Below are 20,289 nucleotides of genomic sequence, written 5' to 3'. Positions count from 1 at the left end.
AAGACCGGCCATTAGGAAATGGGCCGGTCTTTCTATTTTAGGCTATAGATATAAAACTTTTTAAAAACATCTTGATTTTCGTCCTCTCTCATAGAGACTCCCCCAACAAATAATTTATCTCCCTGAAACACAAAATATCTGGCAATAGGCATTTTATAATATTTTATCCTTTTAGTATCTGGATCTAATTCTATTAGAGTAACTCCTCTAGCATTTTTGGCAATAATTTCATAAGCGTTCAATTCCCTATCTCTTTTTTCAGATAAATGAGAAACCAACCTGTATATTTTACCATTATAGTACTTCGAAAACTCAAAATTTTTCTCTTTAGCATTATAATTAAGACTTTTAGCTCTATCAGGTACACTATTTAGATAGTTTAACCCTCTCTCATTAGGAATACCACAGTAAATACTTGAGATACTATTATCATTGGAATTATACAGATATAAACTATCCGAAAAGCTATAATTAATAATACTTATATCATCTTTCAAGTAAGTGACTTGGGCTGCCGTCAAATTTGAAGGAAAATATTTTCCCTGAAGATAATCGGGATAGGGTATTCCAATATCAAACTTTTGCTTCTCAAAATCATAAAAGGTAGCAGGAACCACTTTTTCAAAGTACTGAGGGTCATCATACCTCGTATCATTAATTGTAGGTATCAATAGCCCCTCCTTTGATTTAGAAATATCTGAGTACACCCCGCTAGTGTAGAACCTAAGCCGATCTTCACCATTATAAGGATATTCTCTTTTCTTTTTCCCAAAAGAATCATATAAGATAAACTCCTCTTTCGAAGCTGGAAAAACATAAATTGAATCTGCTCCCTGGTAGGAAATAGACACTCCAAAAGAATTGAACCCATCGGGTCCTTGATTTGGAATTTCTAAAGGTTCTAAATACTTCCCTTTATTGAAATCAAGTTTAAAAATCAATAAGTCTCCATTTCTATTAAGGCCATATTCAATTAAATACGTCTTCCCATTCTCGCTGTAAGTTTGCCACTTAGACATTTGCAGAAAACCAAGAGGCATCATTATTTCCAAGCTATCTATTAACTCAAGCTCAGAAAAATCAATCTCATCAGAATGACGCGATGAACAAGAAAAAAAGCCTATTGCAATGATTATTAATAAAAAATAGCTTTTAAATACTTTATTCATTTTACTTTTTTAGAAAGCCTATCTCAAAGTTTTGAGCATTTAAAGGAAAAATGCTTTTAAAAATGGCTGTTAACTTGCAGTGAATTTAATACGAATTAGTAGATAGAAAAACTATTTAGTTGACTCTTAATAAGTGGTGAAACTTTTTCATCCTCATAACTGATATTTCCTATGGCAGTCTTACCACGAGTATCACACTAAAGAAAACAGTCAGGAATTCCTTACTAAACCAAAAAATCCTCATTAATGTATCATGATCGACCCTTTGAAAAGGAGTTGGTTTTTTTGTTCAAATCCTATTTTTTCAATTTGAAACAATATTTACCCATTCAAATAATTCTTTATCAGGAAATCTCTATTAAATTGACTTTAATAAAAATAGCAAGCTATATTTTATTGAATTTCAAACCATTATCAATAACCCAAAATCATGAAATCGAGCTAGGCACATCCTTTCCAATCTGGAAGGATTATTCAGGCTAGCGAGATTCCATCTGATTTTAAAAACAAACTATTTCAGATGAAAAACCAAAGACGCGAATTCTTCAAAAAAGTCGGCGTAGGTACAGCAGGCTTTGGATTAGCTGCAAGTGTTCCTTTTTCTACCCAAGCAGAATCCAAATCACATCAAGCCAGCTCCGGTCAGTTCTTACAAATCGGAGATGACATTGCGATAGCTAATACAGATTCCGGCAAAATCAAAGGATATATTCTCAATGATGTTTATACATTTCTCGGAGTTCCTTATGGGGCTGATACTTCTGGTAAAAACAGATTTATGCCTCCGAAGAAACCAGAAAAGTGGACTGGAGTGAAGCCCACAATCTGGTGGGGGAATACGGCTCCTCAAATCATGGACAACCGCTATGCGAGTCCTGATTATTCATTTGCCGACCATTGGAATTATGATGATGTCAGCGAGGATTGCCTCAAATTAAATGTATGGACTCCAGCTTTGGACAGTAAAAAAAGACCCGTTCTAGTTTGGCTGCATGGTGGTGGATTTACCAACGGAAATGGCATCGAACAGGACGGCTACCATGGAGAAAATATCAGTAAAAATGGCGACATCGTTTTCGTTTCAATCAATCATCGTCTAGGTCCTATTGGGTTTACAGATCTATCGGGTGTCGGCGGTTCCAAATATTCCAATTCTGGCAATGTCAGTCAACTCGACATCATCGCATCGCTTGAATGGGTACGCGATAACATCGCCAATTTCGGTGGAGATCCTGGTAATGTCACTATCATGGGTCAGTCTGGTGGAGGAGCAAAAGTTACTGCCACCATGTCCATGCCTGCTGCAAAAGGATTGGTGCACAAAGGAGTTCCTTTGAGCGGTTCTATGCTTCGAGCCAATGATCAGGAATATTCCAGAAAACTGGGTGAATATGTCATGAAAGAAGCTGGGCTTACTCCTGACTCTATCGATAAACTTCAGGAATTAAGCTGGAGGGAATACATTGACATAGCCAACAAGGCTTTGGAAAAAATGAGAAAAGACAATCCAACTCCAGGTTTCAGAGGAGGCTTTGGTCCGGTCGCTGATGGAGTTAATATCCCTAAAGGTGAGTTTTTCTCCGATCCAAATGGGCTGGCATCAGATATTCCTATGCTGGTTTGTACGACCTTCCACGAATGGAATCCGACCAGAACATCTCCTGAATTAGAAAAAATAGATTGGGCAGGAGTGGTAGAAAAAATCCAACCACGATTTGGAGCGGATTCGGAGAAAATTGTGAATGCCTATAGACAGGATTTCCCAGATGCTTCTCCAGCAGATATTTGGGCGATGGTCCTTTCTAACAGGCAGGGTGCAATCAATACCTCCAATGCAAAAGCAAAGCAGAAAGCACCCGTTTACCTGGCTTGGTTTGGGTGGGAACCCGAATTGTATTCTGGCAGAATGAAAGCTTTTCACTGTATTGATATCTGTTTTTGGTTTGATAACACGGATCGGATGTATACGCATACTGGCGGAGGGGAGAGACCAAGGAAGTTATCCAAGGCGATGTCTACTTCACTTTTAGCTTTCATGCGCACAGGAAATCCAAATGCAGGTTCATTGCCAACCTGGAAAGAATACTCCCCAGAAGGCGGAGAGACCATGATTCTCAATGATGTCAGTGCCCTGAAGAATAATCCTGACAAAAGAGGAAGGGAAGCATTGCCAAGCTAATTAGCAATCAATTATTTACCATCGCTCAGGTTTGTATATACAGGCCTGAGCTTTTTTATTACATTGTATAGAAGCAGTATACCCAAAAATCTCAACCTCCATGAAACAGGTCAAATTTCTTCTTTTATCGGTTTTTTTTCTGACCATATTTCCCTCTTTTGCACAAATGTCCCAACAGGCTAGAGACAGTATTGCAAAACTCAGCCAAGCAGATCATCAGCTGATGATGCAAAGATTAGGAATAGAATCGCTTCGACCTGGTCCTTCAGGAAATCCTGAAGCTCCTAATGCGGCAAACAAGGATGAATCGATTGCAACCCCTTACACGGCTCTTCCAGACCCCTTAGTTTTTGACAATGGCCAGAAAGTCAGAAATAAAAAAGATTGGGAAAAAAGAAAGACAGAGATCGAAGAGCATTTTGCATCAGAGATTTATGGAAGAATACCAGAAAACACCCCTTCTGTTTCCTGGGAAATCATTGAAGAAAAAGACAGCCTTTTTGGTGAAGTTCCTGCCAGGTTTAAAAAGCTCATAGGCCATGTAGATAACTCATCCTATCCAGAAATTGAAGTAAACATAGAAATGTATATGGCCACTCCCAAAGATGCCAAAAAGGTGCCTTTAGTGATGCAATTCAGTTGGATTTGGCCAGCCAGTATGCAGCGCCCAAGACCGCAGGGACCCACTTGGCAGGAGCAGATGCTGAAAGAAGGCTGGGGTTTTGCGATGTTAATTCCAACAAGTTTTCAGGCGGATAATGGAGCTGGTTTACGTGCTGGAATCATCGGTTTGGTCAATAAGGGTCAGCCAAGAAAGTTGGATGATTGGGGAACCTTGAGAGCTTGGGGATGGGGAGCAAGTAGAGCCTTGGATTACCTTGAAACAGATCCAAGCGTTGATGCTAAAAAAGTTGCAATCGAAGGACTCTCCAGATATGGAAAAGCAGCTTTGGTGGCCATGGTTGATGAGCCAAGATTCGCTATAGGTTTTCTGGCTTCCTCTGGAGCTGGTGGGGCAAAAATATTTCGAAGAGTCTACGGCGAACAAGTGGAAAACTTGGCTTCTTCCGGAGAATACCACTGGTTTACTCCTAATTTCATCAAGTATGCAGGGCCTCTTACACCCATGGATTTACCTGTGGATGCTCATGAAATGGTCGCACTTTGTGCGCCTCGACCTGTATTTATTTCCGGGGGAGATCCGGATGTTGAAGGTCACTGGATTGATGCGGTAGGCATGTTTAAAACTGCAGTCGCTGCAACCCCTGTGTATGAATTTTTAGGCAAAAAGGGAATCAATACCGACCAATATCCTGGAACAAATGTAGGTTTACTTGATGGAGATTTAGTTTTCAGACAGCACGACGGAGGTCATACCGAAGATCCCAATTGGGGATATTTCATTGAATTTGCAAAGCGGTACTTAGAGGATTAAATTCGATCTCTTATTCTTTCCCAGCATGATGAAACACCTCTCAATCCTTCTATTTCTTGCATTTAGCCTTCAGGCCTATTCCCAAAACAAAAGACCGAACATCATCTTGATCAATATTGATGACATGGGATGGAGAGATGTGGGTTTTATGGGCAGTGATTTCTTTGAAACCCCCGTAATCGATCGACTTTCTAAAATGGGGATGGTTTTTTCCCAAGGATATGCATCTGCTGCTAATTGTGCCCCAAGTAGAGCATCCATGTTGACCGGAAAGTGGAGCAACAGACACGGAATTTATACGGTTGGAACTTCAGAAAGAGGAAAATCGAAAGATCGAAAAATTATCCCTACGCAAAACACCACTGACCTGAGTAAAGACTTTACCATTTTGCCACAGGTATTAAATAGCAACGGCTATAAAACGATCGCAGCCGGAAAATGGCATGTTTCTAACTCCCCATTAGAGTTTGGGTTTGATGTGAATATCGGAGGAGGGCATAATGGACACCCTTCCAGCTATTATCCTCCTTATGGAAATGTGGATATCGAGACAGAACCTGATCAGTATTTGACGGATGCGATTATGGAAAAAACCATTCTTGAGCTCCAAAAGACAGATTCTCCTTTCTTTCTATATTATTCTCCCTATGCAGTTCATACACCTATTCAACCCGTCAAATCTTTGCTAGCTAAGTATGAAGGAAAATCTTCCAAACTTGGCCAAAAGAATGCAGAGTATGCTACCATGGTCGAAAATTTAGACCGAAACATAGGCCTGCTTTTTCAAACCTTAGAAGTTATCGATCAATTAGAGAATACCTTGATCATTTTTGTTTCTGACAATGGTGGACTGAATGGAATCACAAGCCAAAAGCCCTTGCGGGCTGGAAAAGGAAGTTATTATGAAGGAGGAATCAGAGTTCCTTTCTTTTTCATCTGGAAAAATCATATCCCTTCTGGAAAAACAAATGATACCCCCATCACGAATCTTGACATTTTCCCTACCATACTTGAAGCTGCAGAAATCAAAGATAAATATTCCTTGGATGGGGAAAGTCTGATTCCACTGTTGACTCAGAATAAGGAACTTCCGGATAGGACTTTGTTTTGGCACTTCCCAATCTATCTAGAATCTTACCGATATGGTCAAAATGAAACTAGAGATTCTCTTTTCAGAACGAGACCAGGAACCGCCATGAGGTCAGGAAAATGGAAACTCATTTATTATTTTGAAGATGAAGACTTCGAACTTTTTGATTTGGAAGAGGATATCTCTGAGCAGAATGACCTTTCAAAAAAACTACCTGAAAAGAGAGAGGAATTATTTCAATTGATGAAAAATTGGTGGGCTGAAACTCAAGCTCCAATACCCAGCAAACCTAATCCTGATTATCAACCCTCCTAAGTAATTTCAATCTACATTGAAACTTAAATAAGGCTATATTTATCCTTCTTAATCTTTCGATCCAACGATTATTTACAGCCTATGTGCAACTTCAAAAAAACTCTACTGACCATCATTATGGGGTCATTTACCATGATCACGGTAGCACAAGACTTCCTTCCTGAAACTTTACCATGGAATGGCAAAAGCAAAAGCCTGATTGCAAGTCCCACTGATCCTTGGGTAACCCCAGGAGAACTTACTGGATTAACAGAGTCACCTAGTTATGAGGAAACGATGGCCTGGCTGGAAAAGCTGGATGAAAACTCCCCCTATATCACAATGATTCCTATTGGATTGAGTGAGCAGGGAAGAGCCATCCAGATGCTGATCGTATCCAAAAACCAAGAATTTACTGCTGATGAGATCGCTAGATCAAAGAAGCCCCTGATATTGTTTCAAGCAGGAATTCATGCTGGGGAAATTGATGGTAAAGATGCCGGAATGATGCTATTGAGAGATATAAATCAGGGAGAAAAATTAGAACTCTTAGACGAAGCCAACCTGCTTTTTATCCCAATTCTCAATGTGGATGGACATGAACGAAAAAGTGAATATGGACGTGTCAACCAGCGTGGCCCAAAAATTATGGGCTGGAGGACAAATGCTGTGAACCTTAATTTAAACAGGGATTATACCAAGCTGGAGACGGCTGGAATCAAAGCAGTGGCAAAGGTCATCAACGATTATGACCCAGATTTATACATTGATATCCATGTAACTGACGGAGCAGATTATCAATATGATGTCACTTATGGTTTTGTGGAAACAGGAGGATATTCTCCCGAAATTTCATCTTGGCTATCAACCCAATTTAAACCAGAAGTGGATCAAGCCTTAAAAGACCATGGTCACATTCCTGGCCCACTGCTTTTTGCTGCTAATGGTCAGGATTTTTCTGAGGGAAATGTTGCCTTTTCTTTCAGCCCTCGTTTCTCGCATACCTACGGAGATATCCGACACTTACCCGCTATTTTGATTGAAAACCATTCCTTAAAACCTTTCGAGCAAAGAGTTTTGGGCACTTATGTATTTTTAGAGCAAGCTATTAAGTCAGTTGGAGATCATTTTGAGTCGCTTCAAAATGCCGTTGAATCGGACAGTGATCAATCTATGGAATCAGTGGTTGTAAAATATGGTTTCCGGGAAACCCCTGCAGATTCTATGGAATTTCTGGGTATTAAATCAGAGAAAATCACCTCTGCACTTACAGGAAATGAATATGTTTCTTGGCAGGCAGAACCTATTACCCAGCAAGTACCCAGTATATTGATGGACCGTCCAGTTTCCTCCGTGCCTGTTCCGAAGGCTTATTGGATACCATCAGAATGGAAAGAGGTTATCCAAAAAATGAAAGAACATGGCATTCAAATGGAGGTTTTGGAGGAAGCAAAAGAATTGAACTTAGAGTATTCTACAGTGACTGATTATAGAATGGTGAGTCAACCCTACGAGGGTAAAATGCGCTTCCAGTCTTTTGATCTTGCGAAAAAATATAGAAAACTTACCCTGCAGCCTGGATCGGTTAGAGTAAAAACGGACCAGCCCCTTGGAGAACTTGCAGTAATCTTGTTGGAACCAGAATCGGTTGATAGTTTCTTCCAATGGGGGTATTTCAATACGATTTTGTCCCAAACGGAATACATGGAAACCTATGTGATGGAACCGATGATTCAAAGCATGCTAGATCAGGATCCGGCGCTAAAAACGAGATTTGAGGAAGAGTTGGCAAAAGATGAAGCATTTGCCAAATCACCTCGCAGAATCTACCGATGGTTTTATGAACAAACTCCTTACATAGATCAAAACTGGAAAGTTATTCCGGTTGGTCGAGAGTGGTAAGATCCATTTTTAATCAAGGGAAAAGCCATACCTGAAAAAACTCAGGTATGGCTTTTTACATTTCAGTCACCCCTAGTGACAGTTCAGTCAGTTTCAATTTTTTGAGCTTGGTAAAGCCTCCATATTCGTTTCAAACAATGATGCGATATGAAAAGCCAACTTTATTTAACTGCCTTATTTTTCTTTATCCACTTAGGGGTTTTTTCTCAAACACTTATTTCCGGAAAAGTTCTCGATGAGAAAAACCTTCCTTTACCCGGTGTCAACGTCTTTATTAAAGGAAGCTATGATGGAGCCACTTCAGATCAAGAGGGATATTTTGAATTCGAAACTGAAGAAGCTGGAGATAAAACTCTTGTCTATCAATTTTTGGGATTCAAATCTCAAGAGCTACCTATTAAATGTGAATCTGATCCTATCCAAACTGAAAATGTCTCCCTGACAGAACTGATTACAGAGATGAATGCAGTCACCATCTCTGCCGGAGCAATGCAGGCCTCAGATGCTTCCAAAGCAGTGGTTCTTAAACCTCTTGACATTGTCACCACACCTAGTGCCATGGGCGATATCATTGGAGCCTTTCAAACCTTACCTGGAACAAGTACTGTAGGAAACGATGGTAGACTATTTGTCAGAGGGGGAGATGCTAGCGAAGTAGGCATTTATATCGATGGATTGAGAGTAGGAAATGCCTATGGTTCCACTGCCGGAAATGTACCCACGAGAACGCGTTTCAACCCTAACCTTTTTAAAGGAACATTCTTCTCCACAGGAGGATATTCTGCAGAATATGGTCAAGCTCTTTCTTCTGCATTGGCACTCAACACCAAAGACATCTCTCCCAGAAGTCAAGGAGACTTAAGTGTTTTATCTCTAGGAGGTGGTTATTCGCATACTCTCTCTTCCGATAAACAAAGTATTACGATGAGTGCTAATTTCTTTGACCTTGACCCTTATCAGGATCTTGTTAAGCAAAACATCGATTGGGAAAGAGGTCCACATAGCTGGGACTTGGAAGTGTCAACACAGAAAAAATTGGCAAAAGGTGGTTTGCTAAAAGTCATGGCAAGAACTGAATCTGGGGGAATGGAGCTTTGGCAAAAACAGCCTGGAAAAGAAGGGCGAGGAGTCTTTATAGATTTAAAAAACAAATACACATTTGCTCAGACCAATTGGAAAAAAGCCTACGATAACGGTTGGACGCTATTTTCAGGAATCGCCTATTCCAGCAATCAAGATGATACTTTTTATGATTCAGTCAACTTTCAAACATCCAGTAAACTTATCCACGCAAAGTTCACAGGAATCAAAGATTTCAATGATCGTATCTCTGCCAATTCTGGAATCGAATATTTCCAAAATGATTACAGCGAAGGCATCAGCGAGGCCAACATGGAAAGAGACTATGTTGACAACCAGATCTATGCATTTTCCGAATGGGACTTTTACTTAAGTAAAAAACTGGTTTTCAGAGGTGGTTTTAGAGCGGGAAGTAGCTCTCTAAATCAGGAGTATTGGGTAGACCCAAGAGCTTCATTCGCCTATCAGGTTTCAGAAAATGCTCAAATTTCTTTAGCTGGAGGTACATTTTCCCAAGCTCCCACAGAAAACTTGAGAGTACTCAATCAAAAACTAGAAAATGTAGAGTCCAAGCACTTGATTTTAAACTACCTCTACGGAAATAATGGTCGAACTATTAGAGCTGAGGCCTTCTATAAGTCCTATGAAGGCTTAGTAACCTTTGAAGGCCAACCGATGAACCCTATTAATCCTATCAATGAGGGAAATGGGTTTGCCAAAGGATTTGATGTGTTTTACAGAGACAGTAGATCTATCAAAAACACGGACTTTTGGGTTACCTACAGCTTTGTAGATAGCGAGCGTCAATTTGACCAATACAGCACTCAGGTTCAGCCGGCATTTGCTCCCAAGCACAATTTCTCCGTAGTGGCCAAGCATATGTTCCAAAATTTAAAATCTCAATTGGGAATGAGCTACTCCATGAATGATGGCTATGCCTATACAGACCCAAATCAACCAGGAGAAATGAATTCTAAAACCAAGGCTTTCGAGAACCTAAGTCTTAGCTGGAGCTACCTCCCAAAACCAAATCTGATTATTCACTTCGCAGTGAGCAATGTCTTGGGACGGGAAAATGTATTCGGGTATCAATATTCACAAACCCCAAATCCATCAGGAGTTTTTGAATCTCTTCCTTCTGGACAAGCTGCCCCAAGATTCATCCTTTTGGGCGTTTTCTTGACCCTTTCTAAAGACAAAACAGCAAATAATTTAAACAACCTTTAAAAACTAAAATCATGAAAAAAACTATCCTAACTCTCGCAGTAATCTTTATGTGGATAAACTTAGTATCTGCAAATGATCCGGCCTACGAAAAAGCAATGAACAAGCAAATTCAGGCTATGGAAACCATCCAAACTATAGATGAGTCTCAAAGAATTTACAACACATTTTTAAGAATCTCTGAAGCTCATCCTGAAGAATGGCTACCTCTTTATTATGCGGGATTGCTTCAGATTGAATCCGCTTTCCGATTTGATGTGGAAAAAGACCAAGCTTTTGACCAGGCATTGAAATACATCGAAAAAGCGAAGAATATTTCTCCCGAAAACTCGGAACTTACTGCACTGGAAGGCTATGCTTTGATGGGTAAAATAAGTCTGGACCCTGCTTCCCGAGGCCAAGAACTTAGCCCAAGAGCGATGCAATTATTTGGTAAAGCAATCAATCAGGACAAAGAAAATCCAAGAGCAGTCACTTTGATGGCACAAATGGAATTAGGCATGTCACAGTTTTTTGGTTCAGGACCCGAAAAAGCCTGTGGAATGGCTAGAATGGCATTAGATCTTTATACTAAAGAAGCAGCTAAAATCACGGATTCATACATTTTACCTACTTGGGGTAAAAGAAATGCAGATGAAATTGTAAAACTCTGCCAATAAAAAATCTCCAAAGAACTCAATGGTAGAATAGGTTTTCTATTCCCTATTCTACCATTTTTCCTATATTCAAATCCATGTCAAATATTTTAAAGTCCGGCTTAACATTTAATACCGATAGAGCTTGGTCAAGTTTTAGTATTCTTCGATTTATAGGAGTTCAAATGGTCATTGCGACCATCATACTCATTTTTGTTTGTCCAAGCTGCTGGATGACCTGGGAGGGTATAATAAATCTAATCCCTGATTTTCTGATTTCCTTTACTTTTTCCTCTGTTCTAAGCTTTGGAGGCAATTTCGTTGACTCCTACTTTGATAAAAGAATTTCCTGGATAGATAAGCCAAGAAAAAGGCTATTCCTTACTGTGATCACTTACATGAGTTATTCATTTGTGGCTTCCTATATCCTAATATTACTAATGACACTGATAGGAGGCCAAATTCAACTCGACAATATCCCCTGGCTAGAATTAATATCCTATACTCAAATGCCCATGACTGCTGCTTTAATATTCATGAGCTTATTTACCACTTGGTCATGGCTGGGAGAATGGAGGAAATCTGCCATCGAGACAGAACAACTTAAATCTGAAAAACTAGCTTCCCAATATCAAGGGCTCAAAGATCAACTCAATCCACATTTTCTTTTCAATTCCCTCAATACACTTTCAGGTCTAGTTTATGAAGATGCTGATCGATCTGCAGCTTTCATCCAAAAACTATCTAGGATTTACCGCTATGTTTTAGAGGTACAAAAGGAAGAACTTGTCACTTTGGAACAGGAAATTTCATTTGCAAAGAACTATTTAGAGCTACAAAAAATCAGGTTTGAGGAAAGTCTACAGTTTAAAATTGACCTCTCTAGTCAAACAGGGTTTCTTCCCCCTCTTTCCCTTCAGCTACTGCTTGAAAATGCGATTAAGCACAATATTGTAAGTCAGGAATTTCCCTTATTTATCCACATCTATGAAAAGGAAAATATTCTTTGGGTAAGTAATTCTTTTCAACCCAAATCAGGGCAATCTGAAACTTCCTCAGGAGTAGGTTTAAAAAACATAGAACTTCGCTACCAACTGATATCAGATAAATCACCCGAAATAATTCAAACGAAGAATGAGTTTTTGGTGAGTCTTCCCATTCTTTCTATATCCACATGAGAATTTTAATTATTGAAGACGAGAAACCAGCAGCAAATTTGCTAATCAAGCGAATCTTACCGCATTTTCCTGATGCCGAGATTTTTGGGAATTTAGATAGCATAACTGCTAGCATTAATTGGCTAGAAAGTCATCCAAAGCCAGATCTAATCTTTTGTGACATACAGTTATCGGATGGAGACAGCTTTGAGATTTTTAAAAATGTTACTATCTCCACACCTATTATTTTTACAACCGCTTTTGATCAATATGCTATTCAGGCATTTCAAGTCAATGCAATTGATTACTTATTGAAGCCGATAGATCCAGAGGACCTAGCCAGGGCTGTAGAAAAATTCAAAGCCAACCAAATTCAATCTACGCTAGAATTGAGTATGCTGAAGGACTTGCTTACTCCCAAAAAAACTAGCTATAAGACGAGATTTCTGGTCAAGTTTGGAGATAAAATCCAAAGCATCCCAGTAGAGCAATCTTCCTATTTTCTAAGTGAGGAAAGAGTAACTTTTCTCGTCACAAAGGAAGGGAAAAAGTATGTATTAGAGTATACTTTGGAGCAAACAGAATCTCTTGTCGATCCATTTAAGTTCTTCCGACTCAACCGAAAATACCTTATTTCAAATGAGGCAATTGATTCCATACATTCTTATTCCAATAGCAGATTAAAAGTGAAATTGAAGAAATGCGATGATTCTGATATTTTAGTAAGTAGAGATAAGGTAGCAGACTTTAAAAAATGGTTAGATCAATAGATTTTAGAAATCATTTAAATTAGTAGTACTTTTTTATCATGGAAGAAAAAAAAGATTATATCAGAAAACAGGAAGAATTATCCTGGCTGGAAAACCTTCAGCGAAACAGTTGGGAGCCTGAGGTCATCATTTCAGGTATTACGCTTGCCTTTCTATTTGCTTTCCCTTCCCAGCTTTTTGAATTTGCAGCCTACCTGATTCAAGATCTGGGAACAGGCTTTTTACCAGCCATTTTAATCTTGATTTACTCTTCTACCATTATTTCTGTATTCAAAATTTTCTTTGTGGTGCATTTAATCCTAAGGTTTGTTTGGGCAGGTTTGTTGGGGTTAAGCTATGCATTTCCCGAAGGTGTAATTGAAAAAAACCTATTTAAGATTGGGCAAGGTTATCAATATCAAAAACCAGATGAAATGGTTTTGAAGCTGGAACGCATTTGCAGTATGACCTTTGCATTTCCAGTGTCACTCGTGATTACATTCCTAATTGTAACCATCTATTTGGGGATATTGATTTCTATTTATATCTGGTTTGATCTACCTTTTCTATTTATTTATGTAATCTTTTTGATGACCTTTATGGGCTTTGCTTTTTTTATGATTTCCTCAAGGAGAACCCGATTCAAAAAATGGTATTCGAGCACCATCATCAGTTCAATTTCGTCTATTTACCAAAGTAACCTAGGGAAATGGTTTACCGTTTTTTATGCCTTCTTCATATTTGTTTTGGCCCTTCCTATAATCATGACAGATATAGAAGATTTCGGTATGTTTGACAATGAAAGAAATATTGGAGGCCCTAGTGAGCGGGAATGGCCAGCCAAATACCTACATTTTGAGGATTATCATAATCCCGAAAAAAGATACCCCAGGGCTTTTATAGATCAAGAGATCACAAATGACAATATCATAGAAATAAGCATTGCCAGATACGAAGGAGATCGAAAAGTGATGGAAGGTATTAAGAGAAATTTTTCTGAAAAATTAGACTCCTTAAAATGGAAAACACTTTCTGAAACTGCACATTTACACCGTATCTATGTGAACGATTCACTGATACCTGTGAGCAAATGGTCCAAGGTGAGGTTCCCCAATACCAAGCAAAAAATCTATCAAGCGGTGCTTGATTTAAAAGAACTAGCTCCTGGTCCTCATACAATTCGGGTAGAAAAACTGATGTTGAGTTATGATTTTTTTAGTAATGAACCTACGTTTAAAGTATTGGAAAACTGGTCCAGATTTGAATTTATAAAACAATGAAACTTTCTGATTAGGAATCATGATCAGGTCAAAAAAAAAGCGAGACTATTCAGTCTCGCTTTTTACTTTTAGTTCTATTTCCTCTCCAGATTCGTCTTGGAATCTGTATTCCGTCACTGGTAGGGAAGAATCTTTGATCAGTTTAATCCATTTGTAATACTTGAAAAACCACTTTACTCTGCGGCTGATAATGCCGGTAGTAAAGTATGCGTGCAGATAGGGATGCAGCCCGATGTGAATTTGACTCACATTTTGGATAGTAGCAATATGCTCCAGATCTTTCTCTAGCTTGTCGGCCACCAAGATCGAAGCTTGGATTTTGCCGGTTCCATTACAAGCAGGACAGGTTTCTTTCGTAACAATATTAACTTCCGGCCTTACTCTTTGGCGGGTGATCTGCATGAGTCCAAATTTACTCAGCGGCAAAACAGTATGCTTGGATCTGTCCATCTTCAACTCCTCTTTCATTGCTTCATAGATGACCTTTTTATTCTCGGCCTTTCTCATGTCTATAAAGTCAACGACAATGATGCCTCCCATATCTCGGAGGCGGAGCTGTCTGGCAATTTCTTTCGCAGCGACCAGATTGGTTTTTAATGCTGTTGATTCCTGGTCACTTTCCTGATTGGATTTGTTTCCACTATTCACATCAATGACATGAAGTGCTTCGGTGTGTTCGATGATCACATACCCTCCTTGTGGAAGGCTGACCGTCTGACCAAACAGGCTTTTGATCTGCTTTTCTATTCCAAAATTTTCAAATAGCTTGGCTTTACCATTGTAAAGCCTGACAATTTTTTCTTTCTCAGGCGCTATGGACCTGATGTAGGATCTGATCTGATCGTAAGTTGATTCTTCTTCTACGGTGATTGCATCGAAGGATTCATTGAGGAGGTCTCTCACTAGTGAGGAAGCCATACTCATCTCTCCTATTACCTTATCGCGGCTTTTGGCTTTAAGCAATTTCTGCATTCCTTCTTCCCAATTGTTGAGAAGATTACGAAGGTCTTTGTCAAGTTCAGTAACTGACTGTCCTTCGGCCACGGTGCGAATAATCACACCAAAATTGGCAGGTTTGATAGAATTGATTAGCCTTAAAAGTCTTTTTCTCTCGTCGCTGCTTCTGATCTTTTTAGAGACATTTACTGAATCTGAAAAGGGAACAAGGACAAGGTATCGACCGGGTAGAGAGAGCTCACAGGATAGTCGGGGTCCTTTCGTGGAGATGGGTTCTTTGACGACCTGAACCAACACTTGATTATTTTTAGACAGGATAGAGGAAATCTTCCCAATCTTGTCTATTTCAGGTACGTTTTCAAAACCCTTCAAATTATAACTGCTATAGTTGTTGTTGCGTACCATTTTGGTAAACTTCATCAGGCTGTTGAAATTCGGGCCCAGGTCCTGATAATGAAGAAAGGCATCTTTCTCATATCCGACGTCAATGAAGGCTGCATTCAGCCCATTGACGATCTTGCGGACCGTTCCCAAATAAATATCGCCAACCTTGAATTGGTTATCCATTCCTTCGGAATGCAATTCAACCAAGCTTTTATCTTGAAGGAGTGCAATACGACTACCACTTTGAGCAGAATCAATTAATAATTCCGTACTCAAAATCGCGTCTAATAAATATGTAAATGAACGTTGTTATAAAACGGGTATAAGAAGAAGTTTATTACTTCTTCTTATGTCTGTTTTTTCTAAGTCTCTTCTTACGCTTGTGCGTAGCGATCTTATGTCTTTTTCTTTTCTTACCGCAAGGCATAGTTTTTAGAATTTAAGTGATATAAATTATTTATAGCTTGTCTAAGTAGCCCTGAACACTGTTGAGGATCATTTCATCCTCTGTCATCTCCAAAACTGACTCAAACTGAGCTTTTGCTTTACTTTTTTGATTGGCTTCAAAATAACTTACCCCAAGATAAAACTGACCTTGAAGATTCTGAGGGTGATATTTAATCAAATCCTCAAATCGCTCCGCCGCTCGCTTATACTGACCTGATTGTATCGCCAATATACCCATATTGAATATAGCATCTTCGTTTTGAGGATCCTGTTCTAGAATTTCTCGCAACATCGTAATGCCCTGCATTGGGTTAGAGGATGATACATAAGTCATAGCGACCTTCGTTTTCAAATCCAATCGAGTGGGATCGTTTTCCAACACTCTGTTTAAATACTTCTGGGTTTGTTCGGCAGTGTAGGCTACTTTGTTCGCATCCAGTGCAAACGTAAAAGCCTCGTAATAAGATTCACCAGCTTTTTCAGCGAGTGCTAAATCCTTGCTTTCGTCCGCCGCCAGCGCAAAATAATATCCTGCACTGTCAAATTTACCCAATTCTTGATAGATTCCACCTAAGGAATCCAACACAGCTGTTTTTGAATTTTCAGCACCTTCCTGATTCAACTGACCTCTCAACTTGGATACAGCTCCTTGTTGATCGGGAGTTAATTCAGCCTCATGCATGGCGACAGCATCGCTGTCGGCGGTTCCAACAGAAGCGTTTTCCTGAGAAATCGCATCTACTTCCCCTTCATTATCCACAACTACACTTGGCAATGCATATAAGCCAGCGATAGCGAGGATTCCCACACCGATGAGAATGAGCTGAGTTTTTTTCATTTCAAATTATCTTCTCAGAGATTAGTCCTGAGGAGCCAATTCTTTAATTTTTTTGCTATTCTTGATCTTCTCAACAAACACTTTAGAAGGCTTGAAAGCCGGAATGTAGTGCTCGTCAATCACGATCGCTGTGTTTTTGGAAATGTTTCGGGCGATTTTCTTAGCTCTTTTCTTATTGATAAAGCTACCAAAACCTCTCACGTAGATGTTTTCTCCCTCAGACATTGAGTCCTTCACTACTTTGAAGAACGCTTCTACGGTTTGTGTAACATCATCCTTCTGGATACCTGTTTTGTCTGAAATCTTAGTGATTACTTCTGCTTTTGTCACAGTAATTTTAATTTAGAAATTATGAAATAAGCTTAACAACCTATTAACCAAGTGTTTTTGGGACTGCAAATGTACGAGAACCTACGCAATTAAAAAACAAATTGGGAAAAATTAGCTTGGTTTGCATGATAGATTTATTCAACGAATGATATATAAAGACTCTGACCTTCAGGCATTTTCACATCAAATCCTGCAATGGTACCATAAAAATCCAAGAGAATTACCATGGCGTGGAACCCAAAATCCTTATAAAATTTGGCTCTCTGAAATCATCCTTCAGCAGACTCGTGTTGCCCAAGGGTTACCATACTATGAAAAATTTCTATCTCACTACCCAACAGTAAAAGACTTGGCAACGGCACCTCAGGAAGAAGTCTTGAGATTATGGCAAGGACTGGGGTATTATAGCCGAGCGCGCAACCTACACGCTTGTGCTCAGCATATTCATTTTGACCTGGGAGGAAAGTTTCCAAACAACTACAAGGACCTCCTATTATTAAAAGGTGTAGGAAGCTACACCGCCTCTGCCATCGCCAGCTTTGCATTCGATGAGCCAAAAGCAGTGGTCGATGGAAATGTCTTCCGTGTTATGGCTCGTTATTTTGGAATTGACACGGATATTGCCAGCTCCAAAGCCAAAGGAGAGTTTGAGCAATTGGGAAATAAAATAATCCCTCAAAAAGATCCTGGTGAGTACAATCAAGCGATGATGGATTTTGGTTCGAGACAATGTACCCCCCAAAACCCGGACTGCCCATCTTGCCTTCTGCAAAGTTCCTGCTTTGCCTACAAACACCAAATGGTGAAAGAACTTCCGGTGAAAATCAAAAAAATAAAGATTCGGGAAAGGAACCTCCATTATTATATAGTGAAATGTGGAGAAGATTGGGTTTGGAAGAAAAGAAAATCTGGAGATATCTGGGAAGGCCTTTTTGATTTCCCTGTTTCGGAGTCAGAAGAAAAAGAAGTCCTAAAAACTTGGGAATCGATGGAAGCCCAAGAAATAAAACAATACCCAAAAAAATACCGACATATTCTGTCTCATCAGAAATTAAACGCTACTTTTTCTGAAATTGAAGTTCCGGTAAAAAACTACCAAAAACTTGCTGAATGGTGTCAAAATGAAGGTTTTACTCTAGTAAAAGAGGATCAAATTGATTATTTGGCAAAGCCGAAGTTGATCGTCAATTTTTTGACTGATCAAGGGATTTAAGTAACTTCAACTTTGATTTTTTAAATCGACAATTATTAAAAAATTATGGCAGGAGTAAACAAAGTGATTCTTCTTGGAAATCTCGGAGCAGATCCAGAAGTAAAATACCTAGAAGGAGAGAAAGTTGTGGCAAATTTGCGATTGGCTACTACCGAATCATATAAAGACAGAAGTGGAAACAGGGTAGATCAAACCGAATGGCATGATCTTGAAATGTGGGATGGTCAAGCAAAAATAGCTGAACAATATTTGAGAAAAGGATCTCAGATTTATGTAGAAGGCAAGATCAAATCCGATACTTGGCAAGATGAAAATGGCCAAAACAGAAAAAGAATGCGGATTCGTGTCAATAGCTTCACCATGCTCGGTGGCAAACCTGAAGGAAACAATCCTTCACCTGCACCTATGAACAACCCGCAATCCAAACCAGCGCCAGCGCCATCCAATACTGGTAATAAGCCATTGGATGAAGGTGAGGACGATCTACCATTTTAAATACAATCCCCTGAGAGCATTTTTCAGGGGATTTTTTTTACTTTTGTAGCAAACATTCTGGACAATCCATGGACGACCCCTATCCGAGTTATCATTTACTAGCTCAGATCAGTGACGTAAGCATAAGTTATCTGATTTTCAATAGTCTACTTTTTATTCTCCTACTAGTCGGTTCTGCCCTAGTTTCTGGTTCAGAAGTTGCATTTTTTTCCCTGTCAAATGAGGACTTGGGAAACCTTCAGGAAGATCAATCCGATAAAGCCAAGCAGGTAATCCAATTGATTGAGGCTCCAAAAAATCTACTGAGTACCATTCTCATTTTAAATAACCTGATCAACATCGGGATTGTGACCTTGACCACTTTCGTGTCTTGGTCGATCTTCGGTATGAATGCTACAGGAATTGTCATCATTTTGATCCAAACCATCGGTATTACTTTCGCCATTGTCTTCTTTGGTGAGATCGTACCCAAAGTTTATGCTTCCAAAGCAAGTTTGCAATTCAGTATGATAATGGCTCCCAGTATCAGCTTTTTTGGAGCTGTCCTAAAACCCATTTCCCTTTTTCTGATGGCGATGAGCAATTTGATTGAAAAGAATATCCAAAAAAGAGGTTATTCCCTTTCTGTCAACGAGCTAAACCATGCCTTGGAGATTACCACTGAAGACACCCCTGAAGAAGAAAGAGACATCCTTAAAGGAATTGTAAACTTCGGTACTCTCACTGTAAAGCAGGTCATGCGAAGCCGTATGGACATTACAGCAGTTGATGAGGATATGGATTTTCATGAGTTGATGGACAAAATCAACAAGAGTGGCTTTTCGAGGATCCCCGTATTTCAGGAAACCATTGATAACATCTCTGGAATTTTATACATCAAAGATCTTCTACCTTTTATTGAGCGGGACGAGGATTTCAACTGGAATGACTTAATCAGAAAGAGTTATTTCGTGCCTGAAAACAAAAAAGTAGATACGCTTCTGAAGGACTTTCAGCTTAAGCGAGTACACATGGCTATTGTCGTTGATGAGTATGGTGGAACCTCCGGACTGGTCACTTTAGAGGATTTGATTGAGGAAATCATTGGAGAGATCAATGATGAATTTGATGATACGGATGATGTGTTCTTCCAGGAAATAGACACTAACACTTTTATTTTTGAAGGGAAAGTATCCCTGAATGACTTTTGTAAAAAACTGGAGTTAGACGCACAGATGTTTGATGAAGTCAAAGGGGAGAATGAATCACTTGGTGGATTGCTTCTCGAGTTGAATTCCAAGCTTCCAAAGAATGGGACAAAAATTCATTTTGAGGAGTTTGAATTTACCATTTTGGCAGTGGATGCAAGGAAGATTAAAAAGGTGAAGGTAAGACTTATTGGGTTGGACAAGGATAGCACAGGCGCATTTACTGACTAGCCCCACAATCCAT

Annotated in this window: 16 protein-coding genes; 12 read left to right on the top strand and 4 right to left on the bottom strand. The window is 39.4% G+C overall.

The window, feature by feature from the left end; all coding sequences use genetic code 11:
• Window positions 1-32 precede the first annotated feature (32 nt).
• Window positions 33-1,169 carry a hypothetical protein gene (locus ALPR1_RS01810; protein WP_008198000.1) on the bottom strand — a complete coding sequence of 379 codons (1,137 nt, stop codon included), beginning with the start codon at window positions 1,167-1,169 and terminating at the stop codon, window positions 33-35.
• A 520-nt stretch (window positions 1,170-1,689) separates the two neighbouring features.
• On the opposite strand from ALPR1_RS01810, the gene ALPR1_RS01800 reads away from it, so the two are divergent.
• The 9 genes from ALPR1_RS01800 (at window position 1,690) to ALPR1_RS01760 (ending at window position 14,194) form a co-directional block, all read left to right on the top strand.
• Window positions 1,690-3,348: a carboxylesterase/lipase family protein gene (locus ALPR1_RS01800; RefSeq protein WP_008197999.1), complete on the top strand. Its 1,659-nt coding sequence runs from the start codon at window positions 1,690-1,692 to the stop codon at window positions 3,346-3,348.
• A gap of 100 nt (window positions 3,349-3,448) precedes the next feature.
• Complete coding sequence (locus tag ALPR1_RS01795; protein ID WP_008197998.1) at window positions 3,449-4,783, top strand: alpha/beta hydrolase family protein; 1,335 nt, start codon at window positions 3,449-3,451, stop codon at window positions 4,781-4,783.
• A gap of 25 nt (window positions 4,784-4,808) precedes the next feature.
• The gene (locus tag ALPR1_RS01790) at window positions 4,809-6,188 is read left to right on the top strand and encodes a sulfatase (RefSeq protein WP_008197997.1); all 1,380 of its coding nucleotides are present in this window, start codon (window positions 4,809-4,811) and stop codon (window positions 6,186-6,188) included.
• An 81-nt stretch (window positions 6,189-6,269) separates the two neighbouring features.
• On the top strand, window positions 6,270-8,069 hold the full coding sequence (locus tag ALPR1_RS01785; RefSeq protein ID WP_008197996.1) for a M14 family zinc carboxypeptidase: 1,800 nt from the start codon (window positions 6,270-6,272) through the stop codon (window positions 8,067-8,069).
• A gap of 147 nt (window positions 8,070-8,216) precedes the next feature.
• Window positions 8,217-10,376, top strand: coding sequence for a TonB-dependent receptor (locus ALPR1_RS01780; protein WP_008197995.1), 2,160 nt, complete (start codon window positions 8,217-8,219; stop codon window positions 10,374-10,376).
• A gap of 11 nt (window positions 10,377-10,387) precedes the next feature.
• Complete coding sequence (locus ALPR1_RS01775; protein WP_008197993.1) at window positions 10,388-11,032, top strand: tetratricopeptide repeat protein; 645 nt, start codon at window positions 10,388-10,390, stop codon at window positions 11,030-11,032.
• A gap of 74 nt (window positions 11,033-11,106) precedes the next feature.
• Complete coding sequence (locus ALPR1_RS01770; RefSeq protein WP_008197992.1) at window positions 11,107-12,186, top strand: sensor histidine kinase; 1,080 nt, start codon at window positions 11,107-11,109, stop codon at window positions 12,184-12,186.
• A complete protein-coding gene (locus ALPR1_RS01765; RefSeq protein ID WP_008197991.1) occupies window positions 12,183-12,935 on the top strand; it encodes a LytR/AlgR family response regulator transcription factor in 753 nt (250 codons plus the stop codon). Before ALPR1_RS01770 ends, ALPR1_RS01765 begins: the two co-directional genes overlap by 4 nt.
• 38 nt (window positions 12,936-12,973) lie before the next feature.
• Window positions 12,974-14,194, top strand: coding sequence for a hypothetical protein (locus ALPR1_RS01760; protein WP_008197990.1), 1,221 nt, complete (start codon window positions 12,974-12,976; stop codon window positions 14,192-14,194).
• A 45-nt stretch (window positions 14,195-14,239) separates the two neighbouring features.
• Here ALPR1_RS01760 and ALPR1_RS01755 read toward each other — a convergent pair whose 3' ends face one another.
• The 3 genes from ALPR1_RS01755 to ALPR1_RS01745 form a co-directional block, all read right to left on the bottom strand.
• The gene (locus tag ALPR1_RS01755; protein ID WP_008197989.1) at window positions 14,240-15,811 is read right to left on the bottom strand and encodes an Rne/Rng family ribonuclease; all 1,572 of its coding nucleotides are present in this window, start codon (window positions 15,809-15,811) and stop codon (window positions 14,240-14,242) included.
• Between the two features lie 181 nt (window positions 15,812-15,992).
• Window positions 15,993-16,820: a tetratricopeptide repeat protein gene (locus tag ALPR1_RS01750; protein ID WP_008197988.1), complete on the bottom strand. Its 828-nt coding sequence runs from the start codon at window positions 16,818-16,820 to the stop codon at window positions 15,993-15,995.
• A 21-nt stretch (window positions 16,821-16,841) separates the two neighbouring features.
• Window positions 16,842-17,150 (bottom strand): HU family DNA-binding protein, encoded by a 309-nt coding sequence (locus ALPR1_RS01745; protein ID WP_008197987.1) that lies wholly within the window; start codon window positions 17,148-17,150, stop codon window positions 16,842-16,844.
• 145 nt (window positions 17,151-17,295) lie between these two features.
• Between ALPR1_RS01745 and mutY the strand changes: the two genes are divergently transcribed.
• From mutY to gldE, 3 genes are all read left to right on the top strand, one after another.
• The gene (gene mutY / locus ALPR1_RS01740; RefSeq protein ID WP_008197986.1) at window positions 17,296-18,363 is read left to right on the top strand and encodes an A/G-specific adenine glycosylase; all 1,068 of its coding nucleotides are present in this window, start codon (window positions 17,296-17,298) and stop codon (window positions 18,361-18,363) included.
• 45 nt (window positions 18,364-18,408) lie between these two features.
• Window positions 18,409-18,858 carry a single-stranded DNA-binding protein gene (locus ALPR1_RS01735; RefSeq protein WP_008197985.1) on the top strand — a complete coding sequence of 150 codons (450 nt, stop codon included), beginning with the start codon at window positions 18,409-18,411 and terminating at the stop codon, window positions 18,856-18,858.
• A 68-nt stretch (window positions 18,859-18,926) separates the two neighbouring features.
• Window positions 18,927-20,276: a gliding motility-associated protein GldE gene (gene gldE / locus ALPR1_RS01730; RefSeq protein ID WP_008197984.1), complete on the top strand. Its 1,350-nt coding sequence runs from the start codon at window positions 18,927-18,929 to the stop codon at window positions 20,274-20,276.
• The last annotated feature ends 13 nt before the right edge of the window (window positions 20,277-20,289 follow it).

Source organism: Algoriphagus machipongonensis, assembly GCF_000166275.1.
In the GTDB taxonomy this organism is placed as follows: Bacteria; Bacteroidota; Bacteroidia; order Cytophagales; family Cyclobacteriaceae; genus Algoriphagus; species Algoriphagus machipongonensis.
This window is presented reverse-complemented; position numbering and strand designations above follow the sequence as displayed.